This is a genomic window from Variovorax sp. 160MFSha2.1, assembly GCF_048305075.1.
In the GTDB taxonomy this organism is placed as follows: Bacteria; Pseudomonadota; Gammaproteobacteria; order Burkholderiales; family Burkholderiaceae_C; genus Variovorax; species Variovorax guangxiensis.
The window spans coordinates 49,160-74,983 of record NZ_CP157625.1 but is presented as its reverse complement, the minus strand read 5'-3'; the positions used below and the strand labels follow the sequence as shown (position 1 = coordinate 74,983).

Sequence of the window (25,824 nt, the reverse complement as noted above, 5' to 3'; positions counted from 1 at the left end):
GTGATTTCCTTCAAATGGTTGCCGCAGAGGAACTGCGAGCGAGTTGGTGCGCGGTGACAAGCGCGGTCTTGAGGCTGGATGGATCGGCGATGCCCTGGCCGGCGATGTCGAACGCGGTGCCGTGGTCCGGGCTGGTCCGCACGAAGGGAAGACCCACCGTAACGTTCACGCCGTCCTCCACGCCCAGAAGCTTTACGGGGATCAATCCCTGATCGTGGTACTGGGCGACCACGATGTCGAAGCGGCCTTTGCGGGCCTGCATGAACACCGTGTCGCCGGGAAGCGGACCGACCGCGTCGATGCCTTCCTGCCGGGCCTGGGCCACCGCTGGCGCGATCAACTCCATGTCTTCGCTGCCGAACAGCCCGCCCTCGCCCGCATGAGGATTCAGGCCAGCCACCGCAATGCGCGGTTGGGCGATGCCCATGCTCTGCAGGCTTCGATGGGCCAGACGGATGACCTGCAGTTCACGCTCGACACTGAGCTTGCGAACCGCGTCCAGGATCGAGCAGTGCACCGTCACCAGCAGTGTGCGCAGGTGCGGGTTGGCCAGCATCATCCCGTAGTCGCTGGTACCAGAGAGATCGGCCAGCATTTCGGTATGGCCGGGGTAAGGTACGCCTGCGGCAGCTAGCGCCTCCTTGTGAATCGGCGCCGTGCAGATGGCGCTCACGCGTCCGTCGTTGGCCCATTCGATGGATTGGCGGATGGCGCCAAAAGCTGCTGCCCCGGCCGCCGCGCTGATTTCGCCGTGTCGCAGGTCCGCGGGCAATCCACTCAGACTGACCACCTGCATTCGCCGGGCGGCGGGTGCGTATTCCTCAGGGGCGAGGATGGGCTCCACCACCAGCGAGGAACCCCAACGCGCCGCGGCGTTCTTCATGATGCCTATGTCTCCGACGACGAAGGCGGGATACTGTTCCATGAACTCGGTGTCGGCGAAGGTCTTGGCGACGATCTCAGGGCCGATGCCCGCGGCGTCGCCGAAAGTGACCACGATGGGCTTCATCAGATTGCTCCTTCCAGAGATTTGAGGCAACGCTTGAAGACGTCGTCGTCCCCAAAACCTCCTGCCTTCGTGACCAACGGAAACTCCCCTTCGGGTGTCCGCATCAGGCACAAAGGAATACCCGGCTGAACTTCACGCAGCACCACGATCTCGAATGCTTGCAGACGGCGGGCGATGTGCTTGGCCGTTTCGCCTCCCGTGACGGCAAGGCCGTCGCAGCGACCAGCCAGCACCGCATCGCAGACCCTGTCAACGAGATCGGCCGTCAGCGCCGCTGACGCACCCCGCTCATCCGGGGTGGCCCAGACAAGGGCGCCGCAGGCTTCGGCGTGACGCAACTGAGCGCGTGACCTGGGATTGAAGCTGCCAACCACGATGCCGGGGCACTGCGCGCCCTTCCAGGCCGGCGCGACCTGCTGCCGGCCGGGCAATGCAACGGCCAGTGCGCGCAGCAGTCCGGTTGAGCCGGCCCAAAGAAGATCTCTTCTTTGGCCGGCGGCAACAATCAGTTTTTCCAGATCGGCTTCGGTGGATGCGTCCACCACCACCGCATTGACCCTGTCCAGAAGGCTGATGGCCTCGGTCGCGTCACGGGCAACGTGCAGTCGCTGACCTGCGGCAGCGAACAAGCCGGGCACGCTGCTGACTCGCACTGGTAACTGAGGGTCACGGGAAAAATCCGTCTCCGCGACAGGAACTCCATCGACCCACACCTCGCCGTTGACCGTGGTACGCCCGGCGGCAGGGAAAGCCGGTGCTACCAGCAGCTTCCCGCGTCCACTGGCCCGCCATGCGGCGAGCACTTCGCAGGCAAGGGGCCCCCTCAGCGTGGAATCGAACTGTTTGACCAGGATGTCCGCGTCACGCCACTGGCGCGCCCAGGCCGCGACTCGCCCCCCCGCGCTGGCGTCGTCCAGCGTACGACTGTCGGTGTCAGTGCTCCAGACCTCTGGAAGCTCCGGAGAGGCAAGCCGTTCTCCAAGTACCACGCAAGTGCGCCATCCCCGCTGCGCGAACGCGGGCAGCGCATCCGTTGCGCTGGTGAAATCATCGGCGATCACCCGGATTTGTCTTATCCCGGCGAGATGCTGCGCGTCAGGCATGGAAGAACCTCCGCACCGCCGCAATACAGCGGTCAATGCCTTGGGCATCGACACCGAGATGGGTGACGAAGCGCAAGCGATACAGCCCCCATGCCAGCACGCCTTCGCGCTTGAGCGCTTCCAGCAGTTCGTCCGACTTGTCGCGCGCCGGACCGTGAAGGTCGACGAACAGGATGTTGGTGTCAGGCTCCTCGACCTGCAGGCCCTCGATGCCACGCAAGCCTTCGGCCAGCCGCCTCGCGAGCGCGTGGTCCTCTGAGAGCCTGTCGATATGGTGGTCCAGTGCATGCGAAACCGCGGCCGCCAGGAAGCCCGCCTGTCGCATCGCGCCGCCCGCCATCTTGCGGGTGCGCCGTGCACGAGCGATCAGTTCCCGTGAACCACAGAGAGCGGAACCTACCGGCGCTCCCAGCCCCTTGCTGAAACACACCGAAACCGTGTCGAAGTACCGCGCGATCTTCCTGGCCTCCGCCTTGGCGTCACCTCCTGTGCGGCGCGCCTGCTCCACGGCCGCATTGAACAAGCGCGCGCCGTCGAGATGCGTCGCAAGTCCCTTGCTGCGCGCCAGGGCGGTGGCTTCCGCGATGTAGTCCAGCGGGATCACCTTTCCCATCATCGTGTTCTCGAGCGCCAGCAGCTTGCTGCGCGCGAAGTGCTGGTCGTCCGGCTTGACCGCCTCCGCGATGTCGGCCAGCGCGAGTGTCTTGTCAGGCTGGTGCGCGATCGGCTGGGGCTGCACGCCGCCAAACACGGCCGCATTGCCGCCCTCCCAGCGATAGCAGTGCTGTAACTGGCCCGCGATGAATTCGTCGCCACGCTGGCAATGCGCCAGCACCGCGCACAGGTTGCTCTGCGTGCCGGTCGGCACGAAAAGCGCCGCCTCGAAACCGAGCAGCGAGGCGATTTTTTCCTGCAGCGCGTTCACGCTGGGGTCCTCGCCGAACACATCGTCACCCAGCGGCGCGGCCATCATGGCCTCGCGCATGGCATGCGTCGGTTGCGTAACGGTGTCGCTGCGGAGGTCTACTAAGGGGTTCATTTCGCCTGGTCCGAGAAGTTGTGCAGCATGGCGTTGCCACACTCCGTGGGGATGGATTCCAAATGCTTCATGCGTAGCCTTCTTCTTAATTGCTCCGAGTCAGGTCCGCGACGGCCGGATCTGCATGCTCAAAAGTTTGCGTGTTCATTGGTTGGTTGTTAAGCTCCAATTTCTTCCTAAATTGAGCAACCAAATTGATGCCGAACATCGCGGCTTGCGTGCTCCCGACACTGGAGATGTCCAACACATCCCAAGCTCGGAATACCCAATTGGCTTTGGCGCTTTCGCAAGCGATACGCGATGGGCGCCTGCCTCCCGGCTCTAGGCTGCCTCCGACGCGGGATGCCGCAAGTCAGCTTGGACTGGGTCGCAACACGGTGGTGGACGCTTACGCCGACCTCACGGCGGAGGGATTGCTCGAAAGCCGTGGACGGCTCGGCACCTTTGTGGCGCGGCAAGCCAAGGCTGTCCTGCAGCCAGCAACCTCGCTTCCTCGCATCGTGCGACGCTTGCCCTCAACGTCCACCACGCCCGGTGCGGTATCGCAGGACTGGCGATTGGGTCAGAGCGGCACTCAACTGCTCCCCTTGGATGTGTGGCGTGCAGCGTGCCGCGAGGCCGGGCGGAATCTTCCGCCGTCGGGCTATGGGGATCCCCAAGGGCTGTTCACACTGCGTGAAGCGATCGCTGCATGGCTGCGCAGGCACCGCGGTACGCGATACGAAGCGGCGCAGATCGTGATCACTCAGGGCACTGGAAGCGCGGTGGAGTTGCTTGCGCGGACGCTCGTGCGGCCAGGAGACCTTTGCGCCGTGGAAAGCCCCGGCTATTCGCGTGCGCTGGACGCGTTTGAGTTAGCGGGCGGCACCATCGTGCGCGTGCCTATCGACGAGCAAGGCGCGATCGTCAAGGAGGCTTTCGCGAACACCGCTCCCAGCGTTTTTCATCTGACGCCCGCGAATCAATACCCGCTGGGCGGGCGCCTTTCAGGGTTGCGCCGCGCGGAGCTTGCAGCTCTTGCTTCGAAGGCGGGAACGCTTGTCATCGAGAACGAGTACGACCACGAATTCATCTACGAAGGACAGAACCACGCTCCGCTGGCCGCGACCCTTGCTGGTCAAACCGTTTTGGTCAGCACGTTCGCCAAATCCATCAGCCCAGCATTGAGGATCGGATTCATCGCCGCCCCACAGCGCGTGGCAGATGCGCTGGCGTCATCTATCGCCGCACAAGGCTTGCACGCGAGCTGGCCCGTGCAGGCGTCGCTGCAGTGGATGCTGGCCTCTGGAGAGCTTCAACGGCATCTGCGCCGCGTCAGGCGTCACCACGCCACCCAACGTGATCGTCTACTTGCTGCCATTCGCCAAGCATGTCCTGAACTGCAAGTGCGCGGCACTGAGGGCGGACTGCATTTCTTATTGACGCTCGGGCGTAAGGAGTTGGATCGGAAGCTAGCCAAGGAGCTGAAAGCGCGAGGGGTCGTGCTGCAGACAGTCACCGACTTCGGCGGCGAAACCGACGAGGTCCTGATGGGCTATGGCCATATGGAAAGGACGGAGACTCAAGCGGCAGCCGATCTGCTTCGCGGTGCGTGCGCGGCCATCTGACGATAGTTGCCGAGCATTCGAACAAATCAACCTCCCATGGGTTCGGCTGGTCAGAGGAACTCATCGCATCGGTGCGAACCACCACAGGATCTAGCGCCGCCAAGCGGCGCTGTTGATGTGAATCTCCGGCACGTGGTCGGCGCGATGTCGCCGGGGATAAGCTTGGCTTCGTCGGGACGATCCGCCATTGCGGCTCCTGACTCGTTAAGCGACTCAGTATGCGAACCAGGTTGGTGCTTAAGCGGCCCGGTCCACGTACGGGTTCGTCGGCCGATGGCGGGATCTGAATCCCAGCTTCCGCCCGGCGTCATGCGCAGTGAACTCGGCGAAGCCGAGGAGATGAAGGAGCTCGCGGCTGGCTTCGGAATGGCGATGCTGACTGGCGTGCTGTGCATCTACATGGTCCTGGTGCTGCTGTTCAAGGACTTCGTGCAACCGGGAACGGTCCTGGCGGCTCTGGTGCTTTCCGTACCAGGAGCGATGCTCGCGCTATGGGTCACCGGCTCCGCGCTGTCAATGCCTTCCATGATCGGCCTGATCATGTTAATGGGGATCGCGACGAAGAACTCGATCCTGCTCGTGGACTACATCATCCTTGCACGACGTGACCGCGGCATGGATCGCACGGAGGCCATTCTCGATGCCTGCCGCAAGCGCTCGCACCCCATCGTCATGACCACGATGGCCATGGGCGGCGGCATGATTCCGGTGGTCTTGGGGTTGGGGGGTGATCCGAGCTTTCGCGTTCCCATGGCCGTCGTCGTCATCGGCGGGTTGATGACCTCGACCTTCCTGAGCCTGCTCGTGATCCCGGCCGTCTATAGCTTCGTGGACGATGGCGTTCAATGGTTGCGGCAGCGCTTCACGCCCCGCTCAAAGGCGCTCGATCCGTTGGGGCAGGCTTCGCCATGAGAGCTCACGCTGCGGCCACTCCGCCGACAGGCCGCAAAGCGCAGGCAGATCGCACCCAATGCGCTGCCCGGATTTTCGCTGTCACTGTGGAGAACTTCCCCGCGGTGGTTTGCCCATCTGTCGAGCCTGACCACGATCGGAGACCAATCTCGCAGGGTTATGCAACAACGCCCCCATCGGCCCCAGGTTCGGGTGTGACTGCCGTCACACCCTTTCGCACTCAGTCCCCGTGCGTGAACGCGATGCGCATCGTGTGCGCGGCATCGCCCTGTTCGCGCGTGTACGTCCATTGCTGCCGCTCGCAGAAGCGAGCAACGATCTGCAAGCCGTAGCCGGTTGACGACGGCACATCGCGATCGACATCGTTGAAGATCTCCAGCACACCGTGCCGCAGCGATATCCGGATGTGTGTCGCGGCATAGGCCACCGCATTGCGCAGCAGGTTGTCGACCAGCACGGCGAGCAGCTCGGGTGGCGCCGACACGGTCGCATCGCCGTCCCCGTCGAGCGCCACCGTCAGCCGGCGTTGCCGGATCACCGGCGAGAGATACGCCAGCGCGCGCTCGACGTCCGCCTGCAGCCGCAGCTGCCGGCTCTGGAGCGTGCCTTCCGACGCCTCGCGGCCGAGCGCAAGAAAGGTCGCGACCAGGGCCTCCATCTCTTCCGCGCTCTGCGCCATGCGCGACAGGGCCCGCTCGCGCACCGCCGGATCGCTGGTCACGCGCAGCAGCGAAAGATTGTTCTTGAACACCGCCACCGGCGTGCGCAATTCATGGCTCGCGAAGCGCGTGAACTCGCGCTCGCGCTGCAGGAAGCCGCTGAGCCGGTCGACCAGGCCGGTAAAGCCGCGGCTCAGCGCACCGATCTCGTCCGCGCGCTGGATGCCCGAGAACACGGCAGGCCCTTCGCCGTGCGCATCGATTTCCTCCGTCAGCGTGACCAGCGGCTGCGCCAGCTTGCGCGCCAGCGCCTTGCCGGTGAATCCGCCCAGCGCCGTCACCGCGCCGCCGATCAGCAGCAGCGCGACGAGCAGGTACGGTTCGAGCTGGTCGATATCGAGCAGGCCGTCGCCGTCGACGATGACATAGAGCGCATCCTGGCCACCGTCCAGCGATGCGACGCCGACCATCGAGCCGTCGGCGTCGCCGTCCAGGCGCCGGTGGATGCCCGGCGCATAGTCGCGCGCCCAGGCCGGCAGGTCCGGCGACGCGCGCACGTAGAGGCGGGCTACATCCTCGGCCAAGGTCGGGCGGGCCGTGCCGTGCGACTCCCCGGTGAGGGCTTGCAGGCGCTCTAGGTTGTTCGCCCGCGGCAGGCCGGCCGCCGGCTGTTGCGCCAGATCCTTCATCGCCCACTCGAGGACCGCCCCCACGTAGCGCCGCAACAGAAATTCTTCGGTTGCTTGTGCGGCCACGTAGACCAGCAATCCGTAGAGCAGGCTCGTGGCCGCGGCGAAATGCACGAAAACGCGCGAGAGCCGGCGTTGAAAATGCAGATTACGGGACAAACCGCCACCCCTTGCCATGCACGGTTTCGATCAACGGCTTCTCGCCAGGTGCAGACAATGCGCTGCGCAGGCGATAGATGTGGGTGCGCAGCGGATCGCTGTCGGGGACGTCCTCACCCCATATTTCCTTCTCGAGCAAGCTGCGGTCCACCACGTCGGGCGCGCGCGCCACCAGGATCTTGAGCACCCGCAGCTGAAGCTCGTGCAGCTTGATGCGGCGTCCGTTGCGGGCGGCCGTGCCGGCGCCGTGGTCGATCACCAGGTCGCCGATCGTCTGCGTCGACACCTGCGGCCGCCGCCCGCGCGCGGTGAGCGCCTGGATGCGGCACAGCAGCTCTTCCATCTCGAAGGGCTTGACGAGGTAGTCGTCCCCGCCGCGCGCAAAGCCGGCCTTCTTGTCCTCCAGCGTGTCGCGCGCGGTCAGGAAGATGACGGGCGTGTCGTCGCGGTGGCCGCTGCGCAGTCGCTCGCACACCTGCAGGCCGTCGATGCCAGGCACCGCGACATCCAGGATGTAGGCATCGAAGGTCGCGGCCTGCGCGATGTCGAGGAAGGCCTGACCGTGAAAGGCCAGGTCGACCTCGCAGCCCTGTACCTCCAGGTAGTCGGACAGGGTGCCCGCCAGGGCCGGGTTGTCTTCCAGCAAAAGAACTCTCATGAAACACTTTCCTCGATGCGAATGCGCGATGTGCCCGGACTTTGCAATCAATCGCAGGCCGTGGCAACGCAGACCCGACCGCACGGGAATGGGCCTGCTGCGGCACCACGAGGTAGCTGAGCGGGGCTGGGCCGGTGTGGCTCGTGACTTCGGCCGGCGCGCGGCCCCCGTTGGAGGCCGGTGCCACGCCGCCGGGCCTGCAGCGGCCCGCCGTTCGGTCGTCGAACGCGGCATGTCGGGCCAGGACACCAGCAACATCGCCATCGCCGCATCGCGATTGGCCGCATCGCGATTCGCCGGATCGGCCAGCCAGCCGGCCGCGCGGCCATCACCTCGGACACGGTGCCCGTCGCGCCGAGGCCCTTGAACACACCCGGCGCAAAGGGAACCGGGGCGATCCCCGGGACCGCAGGTGCGGGTGCAGCGGCCGGTGCGGGGACCGACGCAGGCACGGTGGCAAGAACGAACGCCTGCGTGATGCCACCGCCGGGTCCGCACCCCACCAGCAGCGCCGCCGCCAGGATGCCGCCGCATGGCTTGAACAACGACGGCATGTCGATCAGAACCTGTAGAGGTAGCCGAGCTTGACGCTGCTGGTGCTGGAGCGGTCGACCAGCGGGCTGTTCTTGATGCCCTTGCCGAGCGAGGTGACGCTCACGTCGAGGAAAACGCTCTGCGCCTTCGGCACGATGTCGTAGGTCATGCGCAGGCCGAGCTCGGCCTGTGTGACGGCGCTGCCGGCGTAGGCCGACCGGTTGAACGTCGCTTCTTCGCGACGCACGCCGTAGTAGTAGTCCACATACTTCTTGTCGTACCGCACCACGCCAACGCGGGGCGTGAGGCTGAAGGCGCTGGTCACCGGGAAGTCGCGCTCGACGGACAGCCTCAGCGTCTGGCCCTTGCTTTGGCTCGAGGCACGCAGCCATTCGGCCGAGAAGGTCGCGACGTCGGTGCGCCAGAGCGCGGCCACGCCCAGCCAACCGGACGACTTTCTTTCCGCCATGCCCCGGAGGACCACGGCGTCCGTGGCCTTGTAGCCGTCCGAGACGCCATAGGCAGCGCGCAACCGCAGCGACAGTCCGTTGACGGCATAGAGCTTGAGGTCGGCGCGCGGGCCGGCGATGCTGAGCCAGTTGTTCTCGACCGCCAGGATCGGCAACGCGCCGGTGTCGTTGCCGAACTTGGCATACGGCTTGGTGTTGGCCATGAAGCCGAGACCGAGGCCGAACCGGGTTTCCGTCGGCCCTGTCTGGTCGCCCAGCAGGTCGGCCCATGCCGAGGGCAAGGCCATCAGTGATGCCAATGCAACCACGCCGTGGACGAGGCGCGGAACGGGCAGCAAGGCAACGGTGGAACTGAAAACGCTCATGAATACTCCGGTGGGTGAAAAAGAGGACGAGCCTCGTGGGATCGAATGCGGGCCCGTGGTTGCAGACCCATGTCCATGAGGCGGTCGGTGGCGGACACCCGATCGGCCAGGGCGTTCTCAACGTCCTGCGCGGCGGTGCGCACGCTGCTCTCGAGCACCGCGACCGTGTGCCGGTAGCGCGCTTGCGCAGCCGCCACGCCCGCCGCGCCTCGTCTGCCGTCGAACAGGGTGGCGGCGAGCGAAGGCGCCCCCGACCAGGTGCGCAACACCAAGGTCGCGCCGCCGCCCGGGCGCAGCCACTGCGTGCCCAGCAACGCGGCCAGATCGAGCCGCGGCAGGCGCTCGGCGCGCGCCACGCCGATCTCGTCCCAGAGCGCCGCGCGCTCGTGCCCGGCCGCCATGACCGTCGGATGCGACTGCAGCGCGCAGCCGATCAGTGCGAAGGTACTGGCGATGGGCAGGAGCCATCGGGTACGGGGAAGGTTCATGAGGTCAGGGCACGGCCTGGCAGTGGAAGGGGCCGCGATCGTAGGAAGCCTTGCGTGAAGCAAATATCAATGCGCAACGCCCCCGGGGCATCAGCGCGGCACGTTGATCTTTCGTTCACGACCGTCTGCCTAGCATCCCGGCCACCACCCCCGTCCCCCTCCAGCCCACGCCACGCCATGCCTCTTTCCCTCTTCATCGCCCGTCACCGCAAAGCCATCTCGCGGCTCTTCTGGCTGCTCGCACTGGTGGCGTTGCTCCTGAGCGAGCGCGTGTTCGCCGACCGGCTGATGGGCAACGTGCTGCTGACGATCGGCCTCATGCTGATCGGCTTCGCGATCGTCGGAAGGCTCTGGTGCGCGCTCTACATCGGCGGGCGCAAGAACGACGAACTGGTGAGCCAAGGGCCCTACTCGATGACCCGCAACCCGCAGTGTTTCTTTTCGCTGCTGGGCTTCCTGGGCCTGGGCCTGTCCACCCGCAGCGTGAGCTTCGCGCTGTCCGCCGTGCTGTTCTTCGCGGCGGTGTATCCCTGCGTGATCGCCAGCGAAGAAGCCTTTCTGCGCAACAAGTTCGGCGCCGCGTTCGAGGCGTACTGCGAACGCACGCCCCGCTTCTTTCCCTCGATCGTTCTCTACCGTGAACCCGACGCCTGCGAGGTGCGGCCGCGGTATTTCCACCGCACGGCCGGCGATGTCGTCTGGTTCGTGTGGCTCGTGGGCGTGGTCGCGCTGGCCGATGCGCTGGGCACCCGCCTGGTGACGCCGCTGTTCGTGGTCTTCTGAGACGTGCGCGGCGCAATGAGCATCCATCCTCCGTCCCTCGCCCCGACCGGACAGCACGCCGGCCTGCAGCTGAACATCATCGTCCCCCGCTACCTGCAAGAGCAGGCGCTGCATGCCATGCATGTGCGAATCCGCGCAGGGATGAAGGCGCTGCCACTGGCATCGGAGCGACGCCGCGCGCGTCGCACCACCTCGCTGCGCGGTCCCGCACGACAACGTCATGGCCTCGTGACGCGTCCCGTCGCAGCCGCAGTCCGGCGCTCCTTCCTCGTCGAAAGGTCTTGACCATGTCCAGTTCCCGCAGGTGCGCATGCCGCACCGGGTGCCTCCCTGCGCCCGTCTTTTCGTTCCCCCGTTCCGGAACAGCGCCATGGATGCGCTGAACCTCACGCTCTTCCACTGGCTCGCCGCCGGCAGCCGTCCCACGCCGTGGGTGCTCTCCATCGCCTCGGCCTTCGCGCTCTGGGCCAGTTGGCCGGGCGCACTCATCGTCGCGGTCGCGCTGTGGCGGCATCGCGTCGACCGCGCCTACCTGGGCATGGTTGCCGCCGCGGCGGCGCTCACGTCGCTGTTGTCGCACGCCATCGCCACGTCGCTCGATGTGCCCCGCCCCTTCGTGCTGGGGTTGGCGCCGGCCTATATCGCGCATTCCGCGCGCGGCTCGCTGCCGAGCACGCATGCGGCGGTGATGTTCATGGTTGCGTTTGGCTTCCTGCTGAGCCCCGGCCTGCGCAAGCTCGGCCTGCCGCTTCTGGCGCTGGCGGCCATCACCGGATGGGCTCGCGTGTATGTCGGGGTTCATTTCCCGCTCGACATCGCCGCGGGCCTGGTGCTCGGCGCCGCGGTGGCCGGCATCGCTGCCGTCGGTCGCTGGCTCTTTGGCCTTCTCACGCTGCGAGCGGACCCCGGTTCGCCCACGCATCAGGCGTCGCGTTCGCCATGGAGGCATTCATGATCTCGCCCACGAAGACCGAAGCCGCAGGCGTCGCGGCCGCCATGGCCATCGGGGACGTCGACGCCCCGGAGGCACCTTCGCAGGCACGTTCGCCATTGGAGCTGCTAACGCCTGGCATCTCCTGCGTCATTCCCTGCTTCAATGAAGGCGCCAACCTTCGGCACCTGCTGCCCCGCCTCGAGGAGATCCTCTGGGCCACCAAGCTGCGCTGGGAGATCATCGTGGTGGACGACGGCAGCACCGACGACACCGCGGAAGTCGCGCGCGCCTGGTGCGAGCTCTCGGGTTTTCGCTGCATCTCGCTGTCGCGCAACTTCGGCAAGGAAGCCGCGCTCACCGCGGGTCTCGCCGCCGCCACGGGCGACGCGGTGGTGCTGCTCGACGGCGACCTGCAGCACTCGCCCGATCTCATCCACAAGATGATCGCCCAATGGACGGCAGGCGCCGAAGTGGTGTACGCGGTGCGGGAGGAGCGCGGCGACGAAAGCCGCTTCAAGCAACTGGGCAGCAAGCTCTTTTATCGCCTCCTCGACACCTCGGACCGCTTTGCCGTTCCCAAGGACGCTGGCGACTTCCGCCTGATGGACCGCAAGGTGGTCGATGCGCTCATGAGCCTGCCCGAGCGCAGCCGCTTCATGAAGGGCCTGTATGCCTGGGTCGGCTTTCGCGCGGTGGCGATGCCGTACACGCCTGCGCCACGCGCGCAGGGCTCGAGCACCTTCAACGCACGGCGCCTGGTGCGCCTGGCCATCGACGGCCTCACGGCCTTCACCACCTGGCCACTGCGCTTGGTCAGCGTGGTCGGGTTGCTGTTCTCCTTGTCCGCCTTCTGCTACGGCCTCTACGTGAGCATCGACTACCTGCTGTTCGGCAACCCGGTCTCCGGCTGGACGACCATCGTCGTAAGCCTGATGTTCTTCATCGGCGTGCAGATGATCTCCACCGGCATCGTCGGCGAGTACATCGCGCGCATCTACGAGGAGGTCAAGGGCCGGCCGCTGTACGTCGTGAGCCACGAGCACGGGAGTGGCCTGCGCGCCGGCAAGCCATGAAGCGCGCCAGTTCCGCGGATCGGATGTCACCCCGGCCGCTGTGGCTCTTCCTCGCGCTCTTCGCATGGCTGCTGGCCACCGCGTGGGTGCGGCCCCTGATGGCACCCGACGAGGGCCGCTACGGCGGCGTTGCGCTGGCGATGCTGCGCTCCGGCGACTGGCTGGTGCCACGGCTGGACGGCCTGCCTTTCTTTCACAAGCCGCCGCTGTTCTACTGGATCGGCGCCGCTGCGATGTCGGTGACGGGGCCGGTGGAATGGGCGGCACGGTTGCCTTCGGTGCTGGGCGCAGTCGCGGGTGCAACGGCGCTGTACCTTTTCCTTCGTCGCTGGTCGGCGGCGCATGTCGCGCTGCTGTCCACCGTGGTGCTGGCGACCATGCCCTTTTTCTTCCTGGGCGCGCAGTTCGCCAACCTCGACATGCTGGTGGCCGGGTGCATCGCGTGCACGGTGCTGCTCGCGTCGGGCGCGGCATTGAGCAAGGAGCGCGAGGAACCATGGCGCATGCTGCTGGCGGGCGCCTATCTGTTCGCGGCCGCCGGTCTGCTGGCCAAGGGCCTCATCGGCCTGGTGTTGCCCGCGATGGTGATCGCGATCTGGTGCAGCGCGACACGCCGGCTGTCGCTGGCACTGCGGCTCGCGCTGTGGCTGCCCGGCTGGGCCGTGCTGCTCGCTGTGGCCGGGCCCTGGTTCCTTACCATGCAGATGAAGTACCCCGACTTCTTCGACTACTTCGTCATCAGACAGCATTTCCGGCGCTTTGCGTCGTCGGGCTTCAACAACGAGCAAGGCTTCTGGTTCTACCTGCCGGTGCTGGCGGGGCTCACGCTGCCGTGGTTCGGCTGGCTGCTGGTGCCGCGTGGCAAGGACGACGATGCGCGCTGCGAGAACAGCGACGTCGATCGGCTCATGTGGATCTGGCTCGTGGTGATCGTCGTGTTCTTCTCGATGCCGCGCTCCAAGCTCGTGGGCTACGTGCTGCCGGCGCTGCCGCCGCTCGCGTACCTGATCGCGCAGCGCGTGTTCGCCGGCCGCTCCCCCGATGCGCTGCGGACCCGGCTGCGCGCGACCGCGCTCGCGTCCGCCGCGGTGTGCGTGACCTGCGTGGCGGCCATGGCCATCTATTCCGTGCCGCCGGGCACACGGCTGCGACTGCCGACCGGCATGTCGATCGCGCCCGGAGAGCGGGTGCTCATGCTCGAGCGCTACTTCTACGAGATTCCCTTCTACTGGAACTTGCGCGAACCGGTGCTCGTGTCCGACGACTGGCAGGCCGCGGCCCGCGACACGCGCGACAACTGGCGCAAGGAATTCTCCGACGCGGGCCGCTTCGAGCCCGGGCGCACGGCTGCAACGTTGTTGGATCGAAGCAGGCTCGCCCCCTGGCTCTGTGTGCCGCGCGCCACCTGGATCGTCGCGCCGAACACTGCGCATCTGACGAATGCCTGGCTGGTTCGCGCCCGGTTGGTGGCGGTCAACGATGCCATCGCCGCATGGCGCTTCGCGGGGAGTGCCACCAGCGATCCCCATTGCCTGGGCTCCACGTCCGATGCAACGGCTTCCGGAGCCATCGGCAATGAGTGAGGCCACGGAGGTTGCGGCGACCGTCATGCAGGAAATCTGCATCTGCGCGGACGATTTCGGCCTGAGCGCCGGCGTCAATGCGGCAGTCGTCGATCTGGCCCGGCACGGCACGATTTCCGCCACCAGCGCCATGGTGCGCCGCGGCGCTTGGCTGAGCGGTGCGCGGACGCTGCGCTCGATCGCACCGGCACGGCTCGACGTCGGGCTGCACCTGGATCTCACGCGTCCGGCGAGCGTCGAGGGGCCTGAGCCCGGCCTCGCGCGCCTGCTCGCGCAGGCCTACACGCGAACGCTGTTCGCTGCGGGACTGCTGGCCGACATCCGCGACCAGCTGACACGCTTCGAGGACGCCATGGGACGCCAGCCCGCCTTCATCGACGGTCACCGGCATGTCCACCAATTCCCGGTGGTGCGCGAGTTGCTGCTCGAGGAAATTTCCAGGCGCTATTCGGCCTCGCTGCCCTGGCTTCGCAGCACCGCGCCGGGCGGCGCCTTGCGCAGGGAGGGCCTGAAGGCTCGGGTGATCCACGCGCTCGGTGGGCCAGCCCTGCAGAGAAGAGCGTGCGCTCGTGGCATTCCCCACAGCCGCGGACTGCTGGGCGTGTACGACTTCGGCGGCGATGCCGACGCCTACCGCGCGCGGCTGTATGGCTGGCTGCGCACCGCACGCACCGGCGATGTGCTGATGTGTCACCCCTCCGCGGCCTTGTTCGCAGACCCGCATGCGCATGCCCGAATGCGAGAGTACGCAGTGCTGCGCGCCATCGACTTCCCCTGGCACGGCGATGCCTGCCACGTTTGCCCAGTACCGCTGACGGAGTTGCTGCAGCGCGGTGCGCGTGTGCTGTGGCGGAGTCCGGGGCCGAGCCAAGCAGGCCGGCCCTGTGCGACCTCGATGAGACCGTCATTCATATCCATCCACTCTGCCCCGCATGCCTGCCCGTACTCATTGAAACCGAGTTCTCAATCCTTCATCGGGAACGAGACCAGAACCGTCTTTACCGCCAGTTCATCGTTGTAGTCCACCTTGACCTGCCGGCCATCCTTCATCCAGATATCCCAATAGACGTCGCCGTCTTCTTCCTCGGTTTCCTGTGGTTGCCCGAAAGCCGCGAGCGCCTCCTCCCGACTCCCGACCGAACCCGTGGCGAACGGAATGGATCCCAGGTATGCGGATACCTTTGGTGCTCCATTCGGGTAATAGAACACGCCACTCATCGCATACGGACCAGACCCCATCGGATCTCGATAGTTTCGAGAGAAGAATTCCTTTGGCGTGAATGCGAGCGCAACACCCAGATCATTCAGCTGGACGAAGTCGATCGTCAACTCCTTGAGCTTCTTCGAAGAAAGCGCATCGATGGAACCACCATTGACCTTGATCGCATCGATCACGTCATTGTCCGTATCGGTCATTCCAACCAGCGTAAACAGTCGATCTGCATTCATGCCTTACCTACCTTCTCCATGGTTCCGGGTCATCATCTTCTCGAGCCACTTGTACCAATCGTCATTCGTCATTCGTCATTCGTCATTCGTCATTCGTCATTCGTCATTCGTCATTCGTCATTGCGGACAGTGTCTTCGCGGCGTCACTGCTTGGCAAAACAGTTCCAACGACTCATTGCAACCTCGCTCGATTCGTTCGCCGCGCTTATTCATATTCTGTGGCTCCCAGACGAACCAGACGCTGACACCTCGGACCCGAAGAACCATCACCTTCTTCCAATTCGTACTCGAGCTCGCGGCGCAGCAGCTCGCGCGCCGGCGCCGATAACCGACGAAGCAGAGGCAAGCGGGACAGCAACGCGCGAACCTGGGCTGGCGTGAGCGTTTCCAGCAGCACCCTGGCTGCCGTACGCGCAACACTGGGGGCAGAGTCCGACAAGCTCCCGGTCAATACCGGCATCACACGCTTCGAGGTGAAGAAACTCAACGCCCACACGATGCGTCGGCGCACGTAAGGCTCACGTCTGTCCAAAGTGCGGATCAACGGCCCGATAGCTTCGCCATCGCCAATCGCAGCCAGTGCCAGCGCGGCGTTGGCGCAGCAATCGTCATCCTCGTTATCGAGCTGCGCTATCAATGGGGCGAGTGCACGGCGATCCGGTAGATCGATGAGCGCGTCCGTCACGTCCCTTGTCAGCTCGTTCTCACTCAGGAGTGGCAACAACAGCGGGACCGCGTCATCAGCGAGACCACGGTCGGCGAGTGCCTGCACCGCCAGCTTGCGAGCATGGAGGCCAGTCTTCCCAGGCGACTGCAATAGACGGAGCAATGCCGGAGGAATCGGCGCGCCCGCGTCGAACTCAAGTGCCTTGATCGCGGCATGGCGTATCTCGTCAACGGGGTCCTCCAGCAGCTCGGACACGAGCGACGACAAGCGCTCTGCAACGCCTTGGCCTGCAAGCGGCAATGCCTCCAGCGCCGCCACCCGGACATTTTCAGCGGGGTCGCGCAGCGCAGCATGCCAAAGCGGAAGCGAAGCAGCTCCAGGCTGCTCGTCGAACAAAGGGGCTAGCGAGCGGACGGCCCGCTCACGGACTTCCTCATCGGTATCCGCCAGCATCAACGAAACGAGTTCAAGCCGATGCGCCTCAGGCAGCGAGCGTGAATCGCCAAGCGCCAGTGCAGCGGCCAACCGGAGCCTCAAGTCCTCGGCGCGAGCGGCCGTTCGGAGCACATCCAATGCCTGGGTTGCGTCCAGGTAAGCCAGTGCATGGAGCGCATTCTCTCGAACTTCCAAGTCGGGATCGTGGTGGAAAACGCGGATCAATGCCTCGAAGATGGACGGGACGGGCAGGTCGAAGTCCTTGAGAGCGATCACGACGTTGCTGCGCACATCGGCATCCGTATCGCGCAGTGCGACCAACAGCGGTTCGATCGCAGCGGGGTCGCTGAAACGCAGACCTTGAGCGGCGGCGGCGCGCACGCAGGCATCCACGTCCCGCAGGCCCGCCGTCAACGCCTCGAATGCCGCCGTGCCGACGCCCCTGTCCTCCTCGTCGCCGAACCACCACATGGCTTGACATCTTGCGGCTGGAAAGGGATCGCAGGCGGCTTCGACGAACACCTTCGTCACTGCATCCCCTCTTGATCGAGAATCTGCCAAGCCAGATAAGGCGGCACTGCGCGTTTCTTCATCCCCGTCGGCCCACAAAGGCAACCAGGGGGCAAGTCGCCCGGCGATGTCAGTCGCTTGGTCGGCCTCTTTTTCCGCGGCCGCTATACGTGCTTGGTCCAGCATTCCATAGCTCATTTTTGTGGGGCTGGCGCAGCCGAGCGAATTTCTTCGCTGCCAACCAAGGTTCTCACGGTATTCGGTGGGGCCGAGAGAGATTTCGATCCGCTTCTGGTTGCATCCACGGATGCAGAAACCCACAGCTTCCATGAATTCCTCAACGGTGGCGCTCGTCAAGTTCCGAGGATAAAACAGTTCGGTCTGAGGTCGACCGAAGCGTCTTCAGGCCGCGTTGTCAGGCGAGCAGGCTTTGCAAGGCGTCGAGCGAGTGAGATTCGCGTCGCTCATTCTTGTTAGCCAGCCTGGCCAGCGGCGGTGGTCACCATGATCGGAGTCCGCCACGGGCCAGCCGGTGGTTCATCGCCGACCTCGCGAACAGAAAGGCGCAAAGCGCTGACAGCCCCAGACTGGTGCGCCGCCCTACTCCCTCAGCGTGAAAACCACCGAGAGGTACGACACCGGCCCGGAATGGATCACTTCGATGCCGTGCAGCGCCGTCGCATCGAACAGCAACGTGTCCCCTGCCCCCACCTCCACCGCCTTCGCGCCGTAGCGGTAGGTGACCGACCCTGACAAAAAGTACAGGAACTTGAGCCCCGGGTGCTGGAAGGTCACGTACGGCCCAGCCTCCGGCAGCAGCGTCACCAGGTAAGGCTCTACGAACAGGTTGCCCGACAGCGAGTGCCCCAGCAGCTCATACCGGTAGTCCGCCACGGCCCCGATGCGGTCGACCACGAGCCCCTGCCCTGCGCGCACATGGCAGAAGTCCGTGCGCCGAGCCTGGTCGCCGAAAAAGCGCGACACCGGCACATGCAGCCCCTGCGCGAGCCGTTCCAAGGTCTCCACCGAGGGTGAAACCAGCCCACGCTCGATCCGCGAGAGCATCGAGGCGGAGATCCCGGACGCCAACGCGAGTTGCCCGGCCGACAGTCCGGCCGCCATGCGCAGCGCCCTCAGCTGCGTGCCGATGCGCGACGCAGACGAACTCCGCACAGGCTGCGACGATTTTTTGGGACGCACGCGCGCGATCGATGCCGGCAACCTGAGCGGTCGGGCAGTGGGGAACGGAGAAGGAAGCCGAGAAGTTCGCATGAACGCAAGCTGTTCGCAGATGCAGACGGCTTGCCGATTGTGACTCAAACACGGCTGACTTAAAAGCAGCTCTCTCGAAGACTTGCTGCGTGGCTAACCCCAAGAATTCTTCGAAGCACCCCGCAGCGTCGGCGCGGGAAGTGCTCGCGCTGAATTTGATCCGGCAACGCGGATTGAAGGGATGGTCGCAGGAAGCGCTGGCCTTCGAGGCGGGATTGCATCGGACGTTTGTCGCTCACGTTGAGCGTCAAGCCCGCAACATTTCTCTCGACAACCTCGAGCGTCTCGCCTTGGCATTGGAGATCCGGCCCTACCAGTTGCTTGAGGAATGAGGCCCCCTTCGCACGCTGATCCGTACCGCAAGTCCTGAGAGAACCGCACCGGCTCGTTCGGGCCGTGCGCTGACGACAACAGGCAAATGGGACACCGCGAAACGGAATCCTCTACCGGGGACGCCGGCCTCTTTCAGCCGATCGGTGCTGCCAACCGATTGTCAAGAATGTGTGCAGCCATCATTGAGATTGAATGAAGACGGGCGACCTTTCGGGCCAACCGCCTCCATCATCTTCTTTGGCGAAGCGCCTTTTCGATCTTCTTGTCGGTCTTGTACTGCCCCAGCCCATACACAGCCCAGATCGTCGCCGGCAACCAGCCAATGATCGTGAGCTGGAGAATGAGGCAGATCACACCGGCAATCGGCCTGCCGATGGTGAAGAATGTCAGCCAGGGCAGGATCAGAGCAATCAGCAGGCGCACTTTTTCTCTCCTAGATCGTCGGACAGTCATTCAACCCGTTGGGATCTCAAGCCCCGTGCGACCAGCTTGACGCCGAGCCACGCGCCCATGACTTTCAAGCAGCGATGAAACCTGTTCGTCCGAACTCGAGACCAACGACCCGAAGCATGATCACACCACATTGATGAGAATCAATGTAGAGGTGGAGCCAACTTTGCGTCACTCGCGCAGCGTGGACACCACCGAGAGATACGACACCGGCCCCGAATGGATCACTTCGATGCCGTGCAGCGCCGTCGCATCGAACAGCAACGTGTCCCCTGCCCCTACCTCCACCGCCTTAGCGCCGTAGCGATAGGTGACTGACCCTGACAAAAAGTACAGGAACTTGAGCCCCGGATGCTGGAAGGTCACGTAGGGCCCCGCCTCCGGCAGCAGCGTGACCAAGTAGGATTCCACGAACAGGTTGCCCGACAGCAAGTGCCCCAGCAGCTCATACCGGTAGTCCGCCACGGCCCCGATGCGATCGATCACAAGCCCCTGCCCTGCCCGGACATGACAAGAGTCCGTGCGCCGGGACTGATCACCGAAGAAGCGAGACACCGGCACGTGCAAGCCTTGCGCAAGCCGCTCCAGAGTCTTCACCGAGGTGAGACCAGCCCGCGCTCGATGCGCGAGAGCATCGAGGCGGAGATCCCTGAACCCAAAGCCAACCGACCGGCAGACATCCCCGCCGCCATGCGCAGCGCCCTCACCTGAGCGCCGACGCGCGACACGGATGGGCTGCGTGCCACTGGAGTCGGCCGCCGCGGCCGTGCATGTGTCACTGCGGCCGGTAGGCGCAGTGGGCGAGCTACGTCGACAAGTGAATGCGCTCGAGAAGGAACTGCGTCGTGTCGCAAAAGGAGCGACCCGCTCCGCCGCGGTTTCTGTTTCGAACGACGAAGCCGCAGCAGGCGCGAAGCGCAGATTTAGCGCAACCAGACTGGCGGCGCACCGCGCAAAGCTTGGACTGTCCGCTGCGATCTACGGACAGTTGGTTGGCGTGTCCGGGCAGACGATCTACCACTGGGAGCAAGGAAAAGCGCGTCCTCGGGCAGCGCAACTCGAGAATCTTGCGTCGGTCCGAGATCTCGGTGCGCGTGAGATTGCGGAACGCCTCGCCACGCAATAGCGAAGACAATGCGATTCGAATCTGCGCGAGCCAATAGCTCCTAGGCAGATTCACATTTATTGACACGAGATCCTCGTTCATTCGCATTTATCGAACATTGCTTACAGCGGCATAGGCACGGGTGCTGCGCCGATACGCTTCGCGGCAAAGCCCCGAATGTGTTGAGAGCGCCGGCACCGTAAGCGAACTCGAATAGCCCGACAGCTTCTGCCAGGTTGGTTGCGTTCCGATATCGATCCAACCCAAGCTTCAGCCGGCCGTCAGGCCTCGGCGTCAGACGCCCCCTAGGCTTCACTCGGAAGCTGGGCCAGCGCGGCCCGCAACGCCGGCAACTGCGGCTCGAACGCCTTCTCCAAGCGCTGCATATGCTCCACCAGCCACCTGATCATTTCAGGCCAAGCCTCTCGATTGTGGCCATCGAAGTCCTTCGAGAAGTCGATCGCGGATGCTTTCTTGTCGTCCATTCGACGCCAATTGAGTTCCGCACCGAAGGTCGAATTCAACGAATCACGCTGCTTGTACAGCAGATCGAAAAGAGCCTTGTTTTGCTCCTTCAAATCCCGAGCGATGCCGAACTCCACGCGAACCTCGTTCTTCGTGAAAATCATACCGTAGTGCACGTTGTGCAACCCGCAACGGGCATATAGCCAGTTGTCCTTCATCGGGCTCACATTCAGGTATCGCTGCACGCCTGCATCTTTCAACGCCTCCAGCATCTGATGCCAGAACTCGATTCTGAACTGCGACCGCGTGGCGTTCCCCCGCTCCGCGTCCTGTTCTTCGACCTCTTTTTGAGAAATGCCGATCATCAGCTCTTCAGCCTCGGGCAGCGGGATGACCTGCTCAATGGTGAGGAACAAATCGTTGCCGTCCTGGAAAGGAGTGGCCTTGAAGCATTTCAGAAAAATCCGGTGCTTCAGAAGCCAAAGCACCGTGGAAGTAACTTCCTTGCGAAACTGGGCGGCGACCATGATGATTCGCTGGTCGTTGCCGAGATTCAGTACCACCTCCTCGAAGGTTTCCTCTTGGAGGAACTCGCATATGAGCGCCTTGGCGTCTTGGCCGGGCTTCTCCTTGTCGAGATACTTTTGATAAATCTCGGCAATGCTGGTTTTCGATAGCGTCGAGCAGTAAGAGGCGTATTTGAGCGACTGCCACACGACATCCTTGCCTGAGTCATCGAGCTTGTTCTCGATGATGACCAGCGCACCTTTCTTGTCGATTGCCAAGAGGTCAAGTCGCTCTTTCGTCTCATCGAAACCATTGAACTCCTTGGCGCAAATCAGCAACTCCTCGCCCAGAGCATCGGCTTGGTTTGCGAGCCATTCCTGAAGGTGATACCGCTCGCTCATCTTCAAGTCACTGAAGCTGACATTCTTGACCTTTGTGATCCGGTTAGAGACTTGGTTGATTCGGTACATGGCTAGCGTTGTCATCGATGGACAGAGGGTGCGGAGGCGCTCACCAAGCGCCAAGCCCTCCCGAGGGATGGTGGCTACTCTTCAATCTCTGCTGTTCCTCAGATTCATGTCTTCCTCCGCCCATGTAAGGCGCAGTCAGCATACCGGGAACGGGGGACAGGCGCACGGCCCGGACGACGACACGGGCAGGCCGGCCGCGTTGCCCGGGCTCGGGCCGGGACATCTCGGCCATGGAGAGCTTCTTCGATTCACTGAAGAACAAGCCGCTGCAAGCTCTGCCGACCAGGAAACAGGCATGTCGACGTGTTCGACTATCTCGCAGTTTAGGACGGCGCCCACGATACCGGCAGCAGCCCACCGCTCTCTAAGTTTCCGAACCTTTAAGTACCTGGTCCGAAGACCCCGCGCATGGTAATGCCGATGGCTCGTCGGATACCTATAGCCCCCGATGCCCTGTCGAGAAAGCAACTACCTACTTGGCGCCACTCCTCAATATAGCCTTCGCAAAAGGTTTTCGGGTCGAAGCCGGATAGTTGGATCTCATCTGCGGCCTCCCTCGCCATTTGATGCAGCTCGTGGACGGCCCAAGAATTGTCGAGCGCAGCTTTAACGACTCGAATCAATTGAGAAGCGTCGTCGGGATCTTTGGTCGCCGCCTTCCATATAAAACTCACATCTTCAATCACTGCCAGTGCCATCTCACAAAGGCGTTGAGAGGCGAGCTCCATGCCTTCAGTTCCAGTGCTGAATTCTTTAAGCCAAGTCTGCGCCGCCTCGCGTTTTCTGTCATTGTTCTTACTCGGTGGCAGATTGTGAACCTTATAAGTCCTTAGGTTGCTGATTGTTCTGGTTCCTGCGTCATAACGATTGGTGCGCTCGGGCACGCCCTGCTTCATAAGGGCCTTACATTCCTTCAGGACGTCCGCAGCAGCTTCGTAGAAGAACCCATAGCACCATACAACCAATCGAATAAGGTGCAGTTCATCGGGAGGCGGTTGCGGCGTCTCAAGAGTCATTGGCTTGATTGCATCTCGGCCAAGGTCTCGGTTTATTAGATCGGTCAGCGCCGTAGCTGCAGCTTCCACTTGACCGAAGTTCATCGGATCCCCCTCCGCACTCCGCCTGGGGGATCCGCTAGTGGTCCTCGGTAGTTGAACGCAATAGCAAAGTTAGCAACGGTTCGGCCGACAGCAACATCTGCGTGAGGGAAGTACTCGGCAATGAAGTCGATGGCCATTCCTAGTCCATCTACTCGCACTGAGTAGCGCCCGGGGCCGATCTGCCGTTCGACTACGCCTCGGTGCATGATTGGCAGGCCTTGACCATCTGTAAGAACGTGACGAACGGAAACTCGTTGAGAGTCGGCAAACTGAGTGTCGAATTCCAACTCGTTCCACATAGTGGTACTGGCCGTTTGATTCCCCTCAAGCCAAGTCGTAAGCGCACGGAGATAGCGGTACTTGGTTGCCAGCGTATCCTCACCGAGGGCCGCCATGTCCTCAACCAGCGTATGCACGACCTTCTGCGTCGAATCGACGTTGGGAAACGGCTGCCGGAGGCCGCGCATTAACCACTTCCGGGTGCGAACCACCCACTCCATGTCGAGCAGTAGCCGGAGACAGCGTTCGTCTTGACATACCTTGACATAGTGCTCCCGCAAGTAGGCAACGCAATCCTGAGCGCTGGCAACATCTCTAGCGGTCGGCTCTGCCTGGCCCTTCGTGTCAGGAGCAAGATTGCGTGCACGCATGAAGTAACCGGCAGTCGACCCCGCCTTATCGAGGCGGCCAAAAGCATCATCGGAAATCGTGGCATCTCTCATAGCTTCTCCGGCCCCTAAACGGCGCGTCTGAAACTTTGCTTTCTGCACGTCGTCGTACATGGTGTCGTCGACGGAATCGATAGACGACTTGAGGTCGGCAGCAATTTCAAGCCTCTGCGTCTCCGTCAACGATTTTCCGTGTCGAAGAATGCCGGTCGGCATCCATAGCGACACATCGATTGAGAACGACGAGTCCCTTCTCGCTCGGGCAAGGGCGGCTGCATCATGTGCGGCCTTGTAGGCGGCATACGCTTCATTACTCCGACCGTGCTGAACCAAATCAGTTGCGACGAAACCGTACGTTGCGGCCCGCTCATTCCAGAGGTTGTCTTTCGTTTGCCGCGAAGCAAAGATGCCATAGCCCCCGTTCCCTTCGATTTGGTGGAGGGCCTCTTCAACCGCCAAAACAGCCTCATTGAGAAGTTCAGCTTTTTGCGATTGCCCGATGGTCTTGTGAATGCGTAAGTAGTGTCGACGCAGTACCGATTCTTGCAACATAAGACGGGCGTTTGGCACAGCTGTTGTCGCACGAAGGTTTGTGAGTGCACGCGCAATGGATGCGTAGCTATTGTTGTAACGCCCCCCTTCCGGACCGTCGGGTCCTACTGCGTGTACCAACTCAACGATATATGCGGTCTCGCCATTCGGCTCTGGGCCAGCTCGTGTCGCTGCTCCTATCAAGCGAATGATGGCCTCGGCTTCACGCTCGGCGCTACCAAAACGAGCTTCGCAGATCAGGCGCGCTTCGATTTGCAGGCGTGCCTCGACCAGAATATCGGTTTGCTCCTCATCGGCATAAATCCAGCGAAAGAGGTCCTGACTTCGGATTAGGCCGAGTAGCGTATCGAAGTTGTAGGCGTCACTGCCCCCCTGATGAGCCCCCATTGCGCGCAGGACAATACTTAGCGGAGCTGCCTTAAATAGACGGCTGCTAACCATTACCAAATCGATAGCCCTGGCTTCGGGCGAATCATGGATGTCATCGAGCGAAGTTGGGAGGAGCGTTGATTGCCCGATGGGATAGCCAGCCGCAATAAGGGCTCGGGCAATTGCCCCATCTGTGACGGATTTGAACTGGGCAGCTTTCGTATTCAGAGCTACTCGGGTACTGTCAACTTCTTTCCCAAGACCTTCAGAAAGGCGTGCACGACTATGAGGAAGAAGTCGATAAAAGCCAGCTAGAACGTACTGATTGGATTTTTCCTTCTTGATCGCCTTGACTAAGGCCGGCATAAAACGGTCGGCCAGATCAACAAGGTGTACCTGTTCATCCTTGTCCAACAACGCCTTGGCTTCGACGAAGCGGTTTGCAGCTGCTAATTTGAGATCAATGCGATACGAAGACCCGACGACAACCACTCGGTGCCCAACGCTTCGCAGTGCTCGTAGTAAGTCGTCGTATCGCGAAACCGGCGACATGGTGTCGACCAATAGCAAGGTGACGCCTTGCTGTTGATCCACGGTAGCGAGGAAATCACTCAAATCCGATGCTTGAGGTACTCGACGATTGACGAAAAGAACGGCATAACCGCGCTCCTTCGCTCGCACCGCCAAGCGAGCAAACGCAATGGTCTTGCCTACGCCCGATTGACCATGCAGGACAATTGCCGAGGCGCTGTGATGATGTTCCAACGCTTGATCGACTCGCTTGTGAAGCCCCTCCTCAAATGCACGCTCGATTGCGAATCCACGGCGGACCCCATCAGCGACGGAACGAAAGCTCGTCGACGTAGCATGGAACGCTTGGAACGCGGCATCCGTCTCGATCTCAGAAAGAGGCTCCAACATGCCAGTCCATGAGTCATCGATAAGACTCGCGGATGCCTGCGTCACGAGGCGCAGGTTAGGGGTCGTCTTGACGATCCGGCCACCTTTCAGTGTGACCACCTCGGGATCGTCCCAGCGCGAAGTTTCGGGCACGTCCATGTTCTGGACCAGCTCGTTGACAATTGCGCCTAGCACCTTGGGGTCGCGAACGACAACTCGCCTCTGGACGAGCTCGTCGTACGCCACTTGGTCGTCATCCGAGAAACTCGGTTCCGGCCCGCACCAAAGTACACCTTCGATCGGTGCCCCGCTGATTGCTGCGAGAAGATCGTCAGCCCTCAGCCAATCAAATTTGGGATCGTACCCATCTATGACGATCAGACCCAAGGGTGTCGCGGTCTCCTGCAACCGCCGCAACATGGCGCTGGCGTGCTGCATGCGGCGGACTGCCAGGGCTTGCCGAGTGACGGGCGGCATGAGTGCAGCCACGCGCTGACCTGCTTGGCC

General features: G+C 63.1%; 23 protein-coding genes and 3 pseudogenes. 10 read left to right on the top strand and 16 right to left on the bottom strand.

The annotated features are described in order from the left end of the window. Window positions 1-10: 10 nt before the first annotated feature. From pdxA to ltaE, 3 genes are read right to left on the bottom strand one after another with little or no spacing between them, the layout of a single operon-like run. The gene (gene pdxA, locus ABL838_RS31755; RefSeq protein WP_418126206.1) at window positions 11-1,009 is read right to left on the bottom strand and encodes a 4-hydroxythreonine-4-phosphate dehydrogenase PdxA; all 999 of its coding nucleotides are present in this window, start codon (window positions 1,007-1,009) and stop codon (window positions 11-13) included. After that, window positions 1,009-2,112 carry a four-carbon acid sugar kinase family protein gene (locus ABL838_RS31750; protein ID WP_418126205.1) on the bottom strand — a complete coding sequence of 368 codons (1,104 nt, stop codon included), beginning with the start codon at window positions 2,110-2,112 and terminating at the stop codon, window positions 1,009-1,011. Before ABL838_RS31750 ends, pdxA begins: the two co-directional genes overlap by 1 nt. Then, window positions 2,105-3,151, bottom strand: a complete 1,047-nt coding sequence (ltaE, locus tag ABL838_RS31745; RefSeq protein WP_369662853.1) for a low-specificity L-threonine aldolase — start codon at window positions 3,149-3,151, stop codon at window positions 2,105-2,107. The genes ABL838_RS31750 and ltaE overlap by 8 nt, the downstream gene beginning before the upstream one ends. Before the next feature lie 197 nt (window positions 3,152-3,348). Between ltaE and ABL838_RS31740 the strand changes: the two genes are divergently transcribed. Together ABL838_RS31740 and ABL838_RS31735 are read left to right on the top strand one after the other, a co-directional pair. Further along, complete coding sequence (locus ABL838_RS31740) at window positions 3,349-4,758, top strand: PLP-dependent aminotransferase family protein (protein WP_418126204.1); 1,410 nt, start codon at window positions 3,349-3,351, stop codon at window positions 4,756-4,758. 291 nt (window positions 4,759-5,049) lie between these two features. After that, window positions 5,050-5,670: pseudogene (locus tag ABL838_RS31735) on the top strand (efflux RND transporter permease subunit); the annotation flags it as partial. Window positions 5,671-5,890: 220 nt separating this feature from the next. Here the strand turns inward: ABL838_RS31735 and ABL838_RS31730 are convergent. From ABL838_RS31730 to ABL838_RS31715, 4 genes are all read right to left on the bottom strand, one after another. After that, a complete protein-coding gene (locus tag ABL838_RS31730; protein WP_418126203.1) occupies window positions 5,891-7,177 on the bottom strand; it encodes a sensor histidine kinase in 1,287 nt (428 codons plus the stop codon). After that, on the bottom strand, window positions 7,167-7,835 hold the full coding sequence (locus tag ABL838_RS31725; protein ID WP_418126202.1) for a response regulator transcription factor: 669 nt from the start codon (window positions 7,833-7,835) through the stop codon (window positions 7,167-7,169). The genes ABL838_RS31730 and ABL838_RS31725 overlap by 11 nt, the downstream gene beginning before the upstream one ends. A 559-nt stretch (window positions 7,836-8,394) precedes the next feature. After that, complete coding sequence (locus ABL838_RS31720) at window positions 8,395-9,204, bottom strand: MipA/OmpV family protein (RefSeq protein ID WP_418126201.1); 810 nt, start codon at window positions 9,202-9,204, stop codon at window positions 8,395-8,397. Next, a complete protein-coding gene (locus ABL838_RS31715) occupies window positions 9,201-9,692 on the bottom strand; it encodes a TolC family protein (protein WP_418126200.1) in 492 nt (163 codons plus the stop codon). The genes ABL838_RS31720 and ABL838_RS31715 overlap by 4 nt, the downstream gene beginning before the upstream one ends. A 177-nt stretch (window positions 9,693-9,869) precedes the next feature. Here ABL838_RS31715 and ABL838_RS31710 point away from each other — a divergent pair, with 177 nt between their 5' ends. From ABL838_RS31710 to ABL838_RS31685, 6 genes are all read left to right on the top strand, one after another. Further along, window positions 9,870-10,475, top strand: a complete 606-nt coding sequence (locus ABL838_RS31710; RefSeq protein ID WP_418126199.1) for a methyltransferase family protein — start codon at window positions 9,870-9,872, stop codon at window positions 10,473-10,475. A 15-nt stretch (window positions 10,476-10,490) separates the two neighbouring features. Further along, entirely contained in the window at window positions 10,491-10,760 is a 270-nt protein-coding gene (locus ABL838_RS31705) for a hypothetical protein (protein ID WP_418126198.1), read from the top strand. A gap of 85 nt (window positions 10,761-10,845) precedes the next feature. Next, window positions 10,846-11,430, top strand: a complete 585-nt coding sequence (locus ABL838_RS31700; RefSeq protein WP_418126197.1) for a phosphatase PAP2 family protein — start codon at window positions 10,846-10,848, stop codon at window positions 11,428-11,430. Continuing rightward, complete coding sequence (locus ABL838_RS31695) at window positions 11,427-12,482, top strand: glycosyltransferase family 2 protein (RefSeq protein ID WP_418126196.1); 1,056 nt, start codon at window positions 11,427-11,429, stop codon at window positions 12,480-12,482. The genes ABL838_RS31700 and ABL838_RS31695 overlap by 4 nt, the downstream gene beginning before the upstream one ends. Beyond that, on the top strand, window positions 12,479-14,065 hold the full coding sequence (locus ABL838_RS31690; protein ID WP_418126195.1) for an ArnT family glycosyltransferase: 1,587 nt from the start codon (window positions 12,479-12,481) through the stop codon (window positions 14,063-14,065). The genes ABL838_RS31695 and ABL838_RS31690 overlap by 4 nt, the downstream gene beginning before the upstream one ends. Then, entirely contained in the window at window positions 14,058-15,086 is a 1,029-nt protein-coding gene (locus tag ABL838_RS31685) for a ChbG/HpnK family deacetylase (protein ID WP_418126194.1), read from the top strand. Before ABL838_RS31690 ends, ABL838_RS31685 begins: the two co-directional genes overlap by 8 nt. Here ABL838_RS31685 and ABL838_RS31680 read toward each other — a convergent pair. The 4 genes and pseudogenes from ABL838_RS31680 to ABL838_RS31665 all read right to left on the bottom strand — a co-directional run bounded on the left by ABL838_RS31680 (window position 15,029) and on the right by ABL838_RS31665 (window position 18,248). Further along, window positions 15,029-15,481 (bottom strand): hypothetical protein, encoded by a 453-nt coding sequence (locus ABL838_RS31680; RefSeq protein ID WP_418126193.1) that lies wholly within the window; start codon window positions 15,479-15,481, stop codon window positions 15,029-15,031. The two genes, ABL838_RS31685 and ABL838_RS31680, sit on opposite strands and share 58 nt — an antisense overlap. Window positions 15,482-15,719: 238 nt before the next feature. Next, on the bottom strand, window positions 15,720-17,087 hold the full coding sequence (locus ABL838_RS31675; protein WP_418126532.1) for a HEAT repeat domain-containing protein: 1,368 nt from the start codon (window positions 17,085-17,087) through the stop codon (window positions 15,720-15,722). A gap of 279 nt (window positions 17,088-17,366) precedes the next feature. Continuing rightward, window positions 17,367-17,651, bottom strand: a pseudogene (locus ABL838_RS31670) (IS3 family transposase); the annotation flags it as partial. Window positions 17,652-17,726: 75 nt separating this feature from the next. Then, entirely contained in the window at window positions 17,727-18,248 is a 522-nt protein-coding gene (locus ABL838_RS31665; RefSeq protein ID WP_418126530.1) for a helix-turn-helix domain-containing protein, read from the bottom strand. Window positions 18,249-18,487: 239 nt separating this feature from the next. On the opposite strand from ABL838_RS31665, the gene ABL838_RS31660 reads away from it, so the two are divergent. Further along, window positions 18,488-18,730, top strand: coding sequence for a helix-turn-helix domain-containing protein (locus ABL838_RS31660; RefSeq protein ID WP_184641780.1), 243 nt, complete (start codon window positions 18,488-18,490; stop codon window positions 18,728-18,730). A 229-nt stretch (window positions 18,731-18,959) separates the two neighbouring features. On the opposite strand, the gene ABL838_RS31655 is transcribed toward ABL838_RS31660, so the two are convergent. Beyond that, window positions 18,960-19,154 carry a YqaE/Pmp3 family membrane protein gene (locus ABL838_RS31655; RefSeq protein WP_418126192.1) on the bottom strand — a complete coding sequence of 65 codons (195 nt, stop codon included), beginning with the start codon at window positions 19,152-19,154 and terminating at the stop codon, window positions 18,960-18,962. Between the two features lie 198 nt (window positions 19,155-19,352). Then, window positions 19,353-19,873 (bottom strand): annotated as a pseudogene (locus ABL838_RS31650) (helix-turn-helix domain-containing protein). A 125-nt stretch (window positions 19,874-19,998) separates the two neighbouring features. Here ABL838_RS31650 and ABL838_RS31645 point away from each other — a divergent pair. Further along, window positions 19,999-20,307: a helix-turn-helix domain-containing protein gene (locus ABL838_RS31645; RefSeq protein WP_418126191.1), complete on the top strand. Its 309-nt coding sequence runs from the start codon at window positions 19,999-20,001 to the stop codon at window positions 20,305-20,307. Window positions 20,308-20,591: 284 nt separating this feature from the next. On the opposite strand, the gene ABL838_RS31640 is transcribed toward ABL838_RS31645, so the two are convergent. The 3 genes from ABL838_RS31640 to ABL838_RS31630 form a co-directional block, all read right to left on the bottom strand. Next, complete coding sequence (locus ABL838_RS31640) at window positions 20,592-21,728, bottom strand: DUF4268 domain-containing protein (protein ID WP_418126190.1); 1,137 nt, start codon at window positions 21,726-21,728, stop codon at window positions 20,592-20,594. A gap of 380 nt (window positions 21,729-22,108) precedes the next feature. Then, complete coding sequence (locus tag ABL838_RS31635) at window positions 22,109-22,828, bottom strand: hypothetical protein (protein ID WP_418126189.1); 720 nt, start codon at window positions 22,826-22,828, stop codon at window positions 22,109-22,111. Then, window positions 22,825-25,806, bottom strand: a complete 2,982-nt coding sequence (locus tag ABL838_RS31630) for an ATP-binding protein (RefSeq protein ID WP_418126188.1) — start codon at window positions 25,804-25,806, stop codon at window positions 22,825-22,827. The genes ABL838_RS31635 and ABL838_RS31630 overlap by 4 nt, the downstream gene beginning before the upstream one ends. Between the last annotated feature and the right edge of the window lie 18 nt (window positions 25,807-25,824).

Coding starts and splice junctions, on each gene's coding strand:
- ABL838_RS31640 (WP_418126190.1), bottom strand. CDS start 21,728: ATGTACCGAATCAACCAAGTCTCTAACCGGATCACAAAGGTCAAGAAT.
- ABL838_RS31685 (WP_418126194.1), top strand. CDS start 14,058: ATGAGTGAGGCCACGGAGGTTGCGGCGACCGTCATGCAGGAAATCTGC.
- ABL838_RS31690 (WP_418126195.1), top strand. CDS start 12,479: ATGAAGCGCGCCAGTTCCGCGGATCGGATGTCACCCCGGCCGCTGTGG.
- ABL838_RS31705 (WP_418126198.1), top strand. CDS start 10,491: ATGAGCATCCATCCTCCGTCCCTCGCCCCGACCGGACAGCACGCCGGC.
- ABL838_RS31700 (WP_418126197.1), top strand. CDS start 10,846: ATGGATGCGCTGAACCTCACGCTCTTCCACTGGCTCGCCGCCGGCAGC.
- ABL838_RS31675 (WP_418126532.1), bottom strand. CDS start 17,087: ATGTGGTGGTTCGGCGACGAGGAGGACAGGGGCGTCGGCACGGCGGCA.
- ABL838_RS31715 (WP_418126200.1), bottom strand. CDS start 9,692: ATGAACCTTCCCCGTACCCGATGGCTCCTGCCCATCGCCAGTACCTTC.
- ABL838_RS31710 (WP_418126199.1), top strand. CDS start 9,870: ATGCCTCTTTCCCTCTTCATCGCCCGTCACCGCAAAGCCATCTCGCGG.
- ABL838_RS31635 (WP_418126189.1), bottom strand. CDS start 22,828: ATGAACTTCGGTCAAGTGGAAGCTGCAGCTACGGCGCTGACCGATCTA.
- ABL838_RS31680 (WP_418126193.1), bottom strand. CDS start 15,481: ATGACCGATACGGACAATGACGTGATCGATGCGATCAAGGTCAATGGT.
- ABL838_RS31665 (WP_418126530.1), bottom strand. CDS start 18,248: ATGGCGGCCGGACTGTCGGCCGGGCAACTCGCGTTGGCGTCCGGGATC.
- ABL838_RS31725 (WP_418126202.1), bottom strand. CDS start 7,835: ATGAGAGTTCTTTTGCTGGAAGACAACCCGGCCCTGGCGGGCACCCTG.
- pdxA (WP_418126206.1), bottom strand. CDS start 1,009: ATGAAGCCCATCGTGGTCACTTTCGGCGACGCCGCGGGCATCGGCCCT.
- ABL838_RS31740 (WP_418126204.1), top strand. CDS start 3,349: ATGCCGAACATCGCGGCTTGCGTGCTCCCGACACTGGAGATGTCCAAC.
- ABL838_RS31720 (WP_418126201.1), bottom strand. CDS start 9,204: ATGAGCGTTTTCAGTTCCACCGTTGCCTTGCTGCCCGTTCCGCGCCTC.
- ABL838_RS31695 (WP_418126196.1), top strand. CDS start 11,427: ATGATCTCGCCCACGAAGACCGAAGCCGCAGGCGTCGCGGCCGCCATG.
- ABL838_RS31750 (WP_418126205.1), bottom strand. CDS start 2,112: ATGCCTGACGCGCAGCATCTCGCCGGGATAAGACAAATCCGGGTGATC.
- ltaE (WP_369662853.1), bottom strand. CDS start 3,151: ATGAACCCCTTAGTAGACCTCCGCAGCGACACCGTTACGCAACCGACG.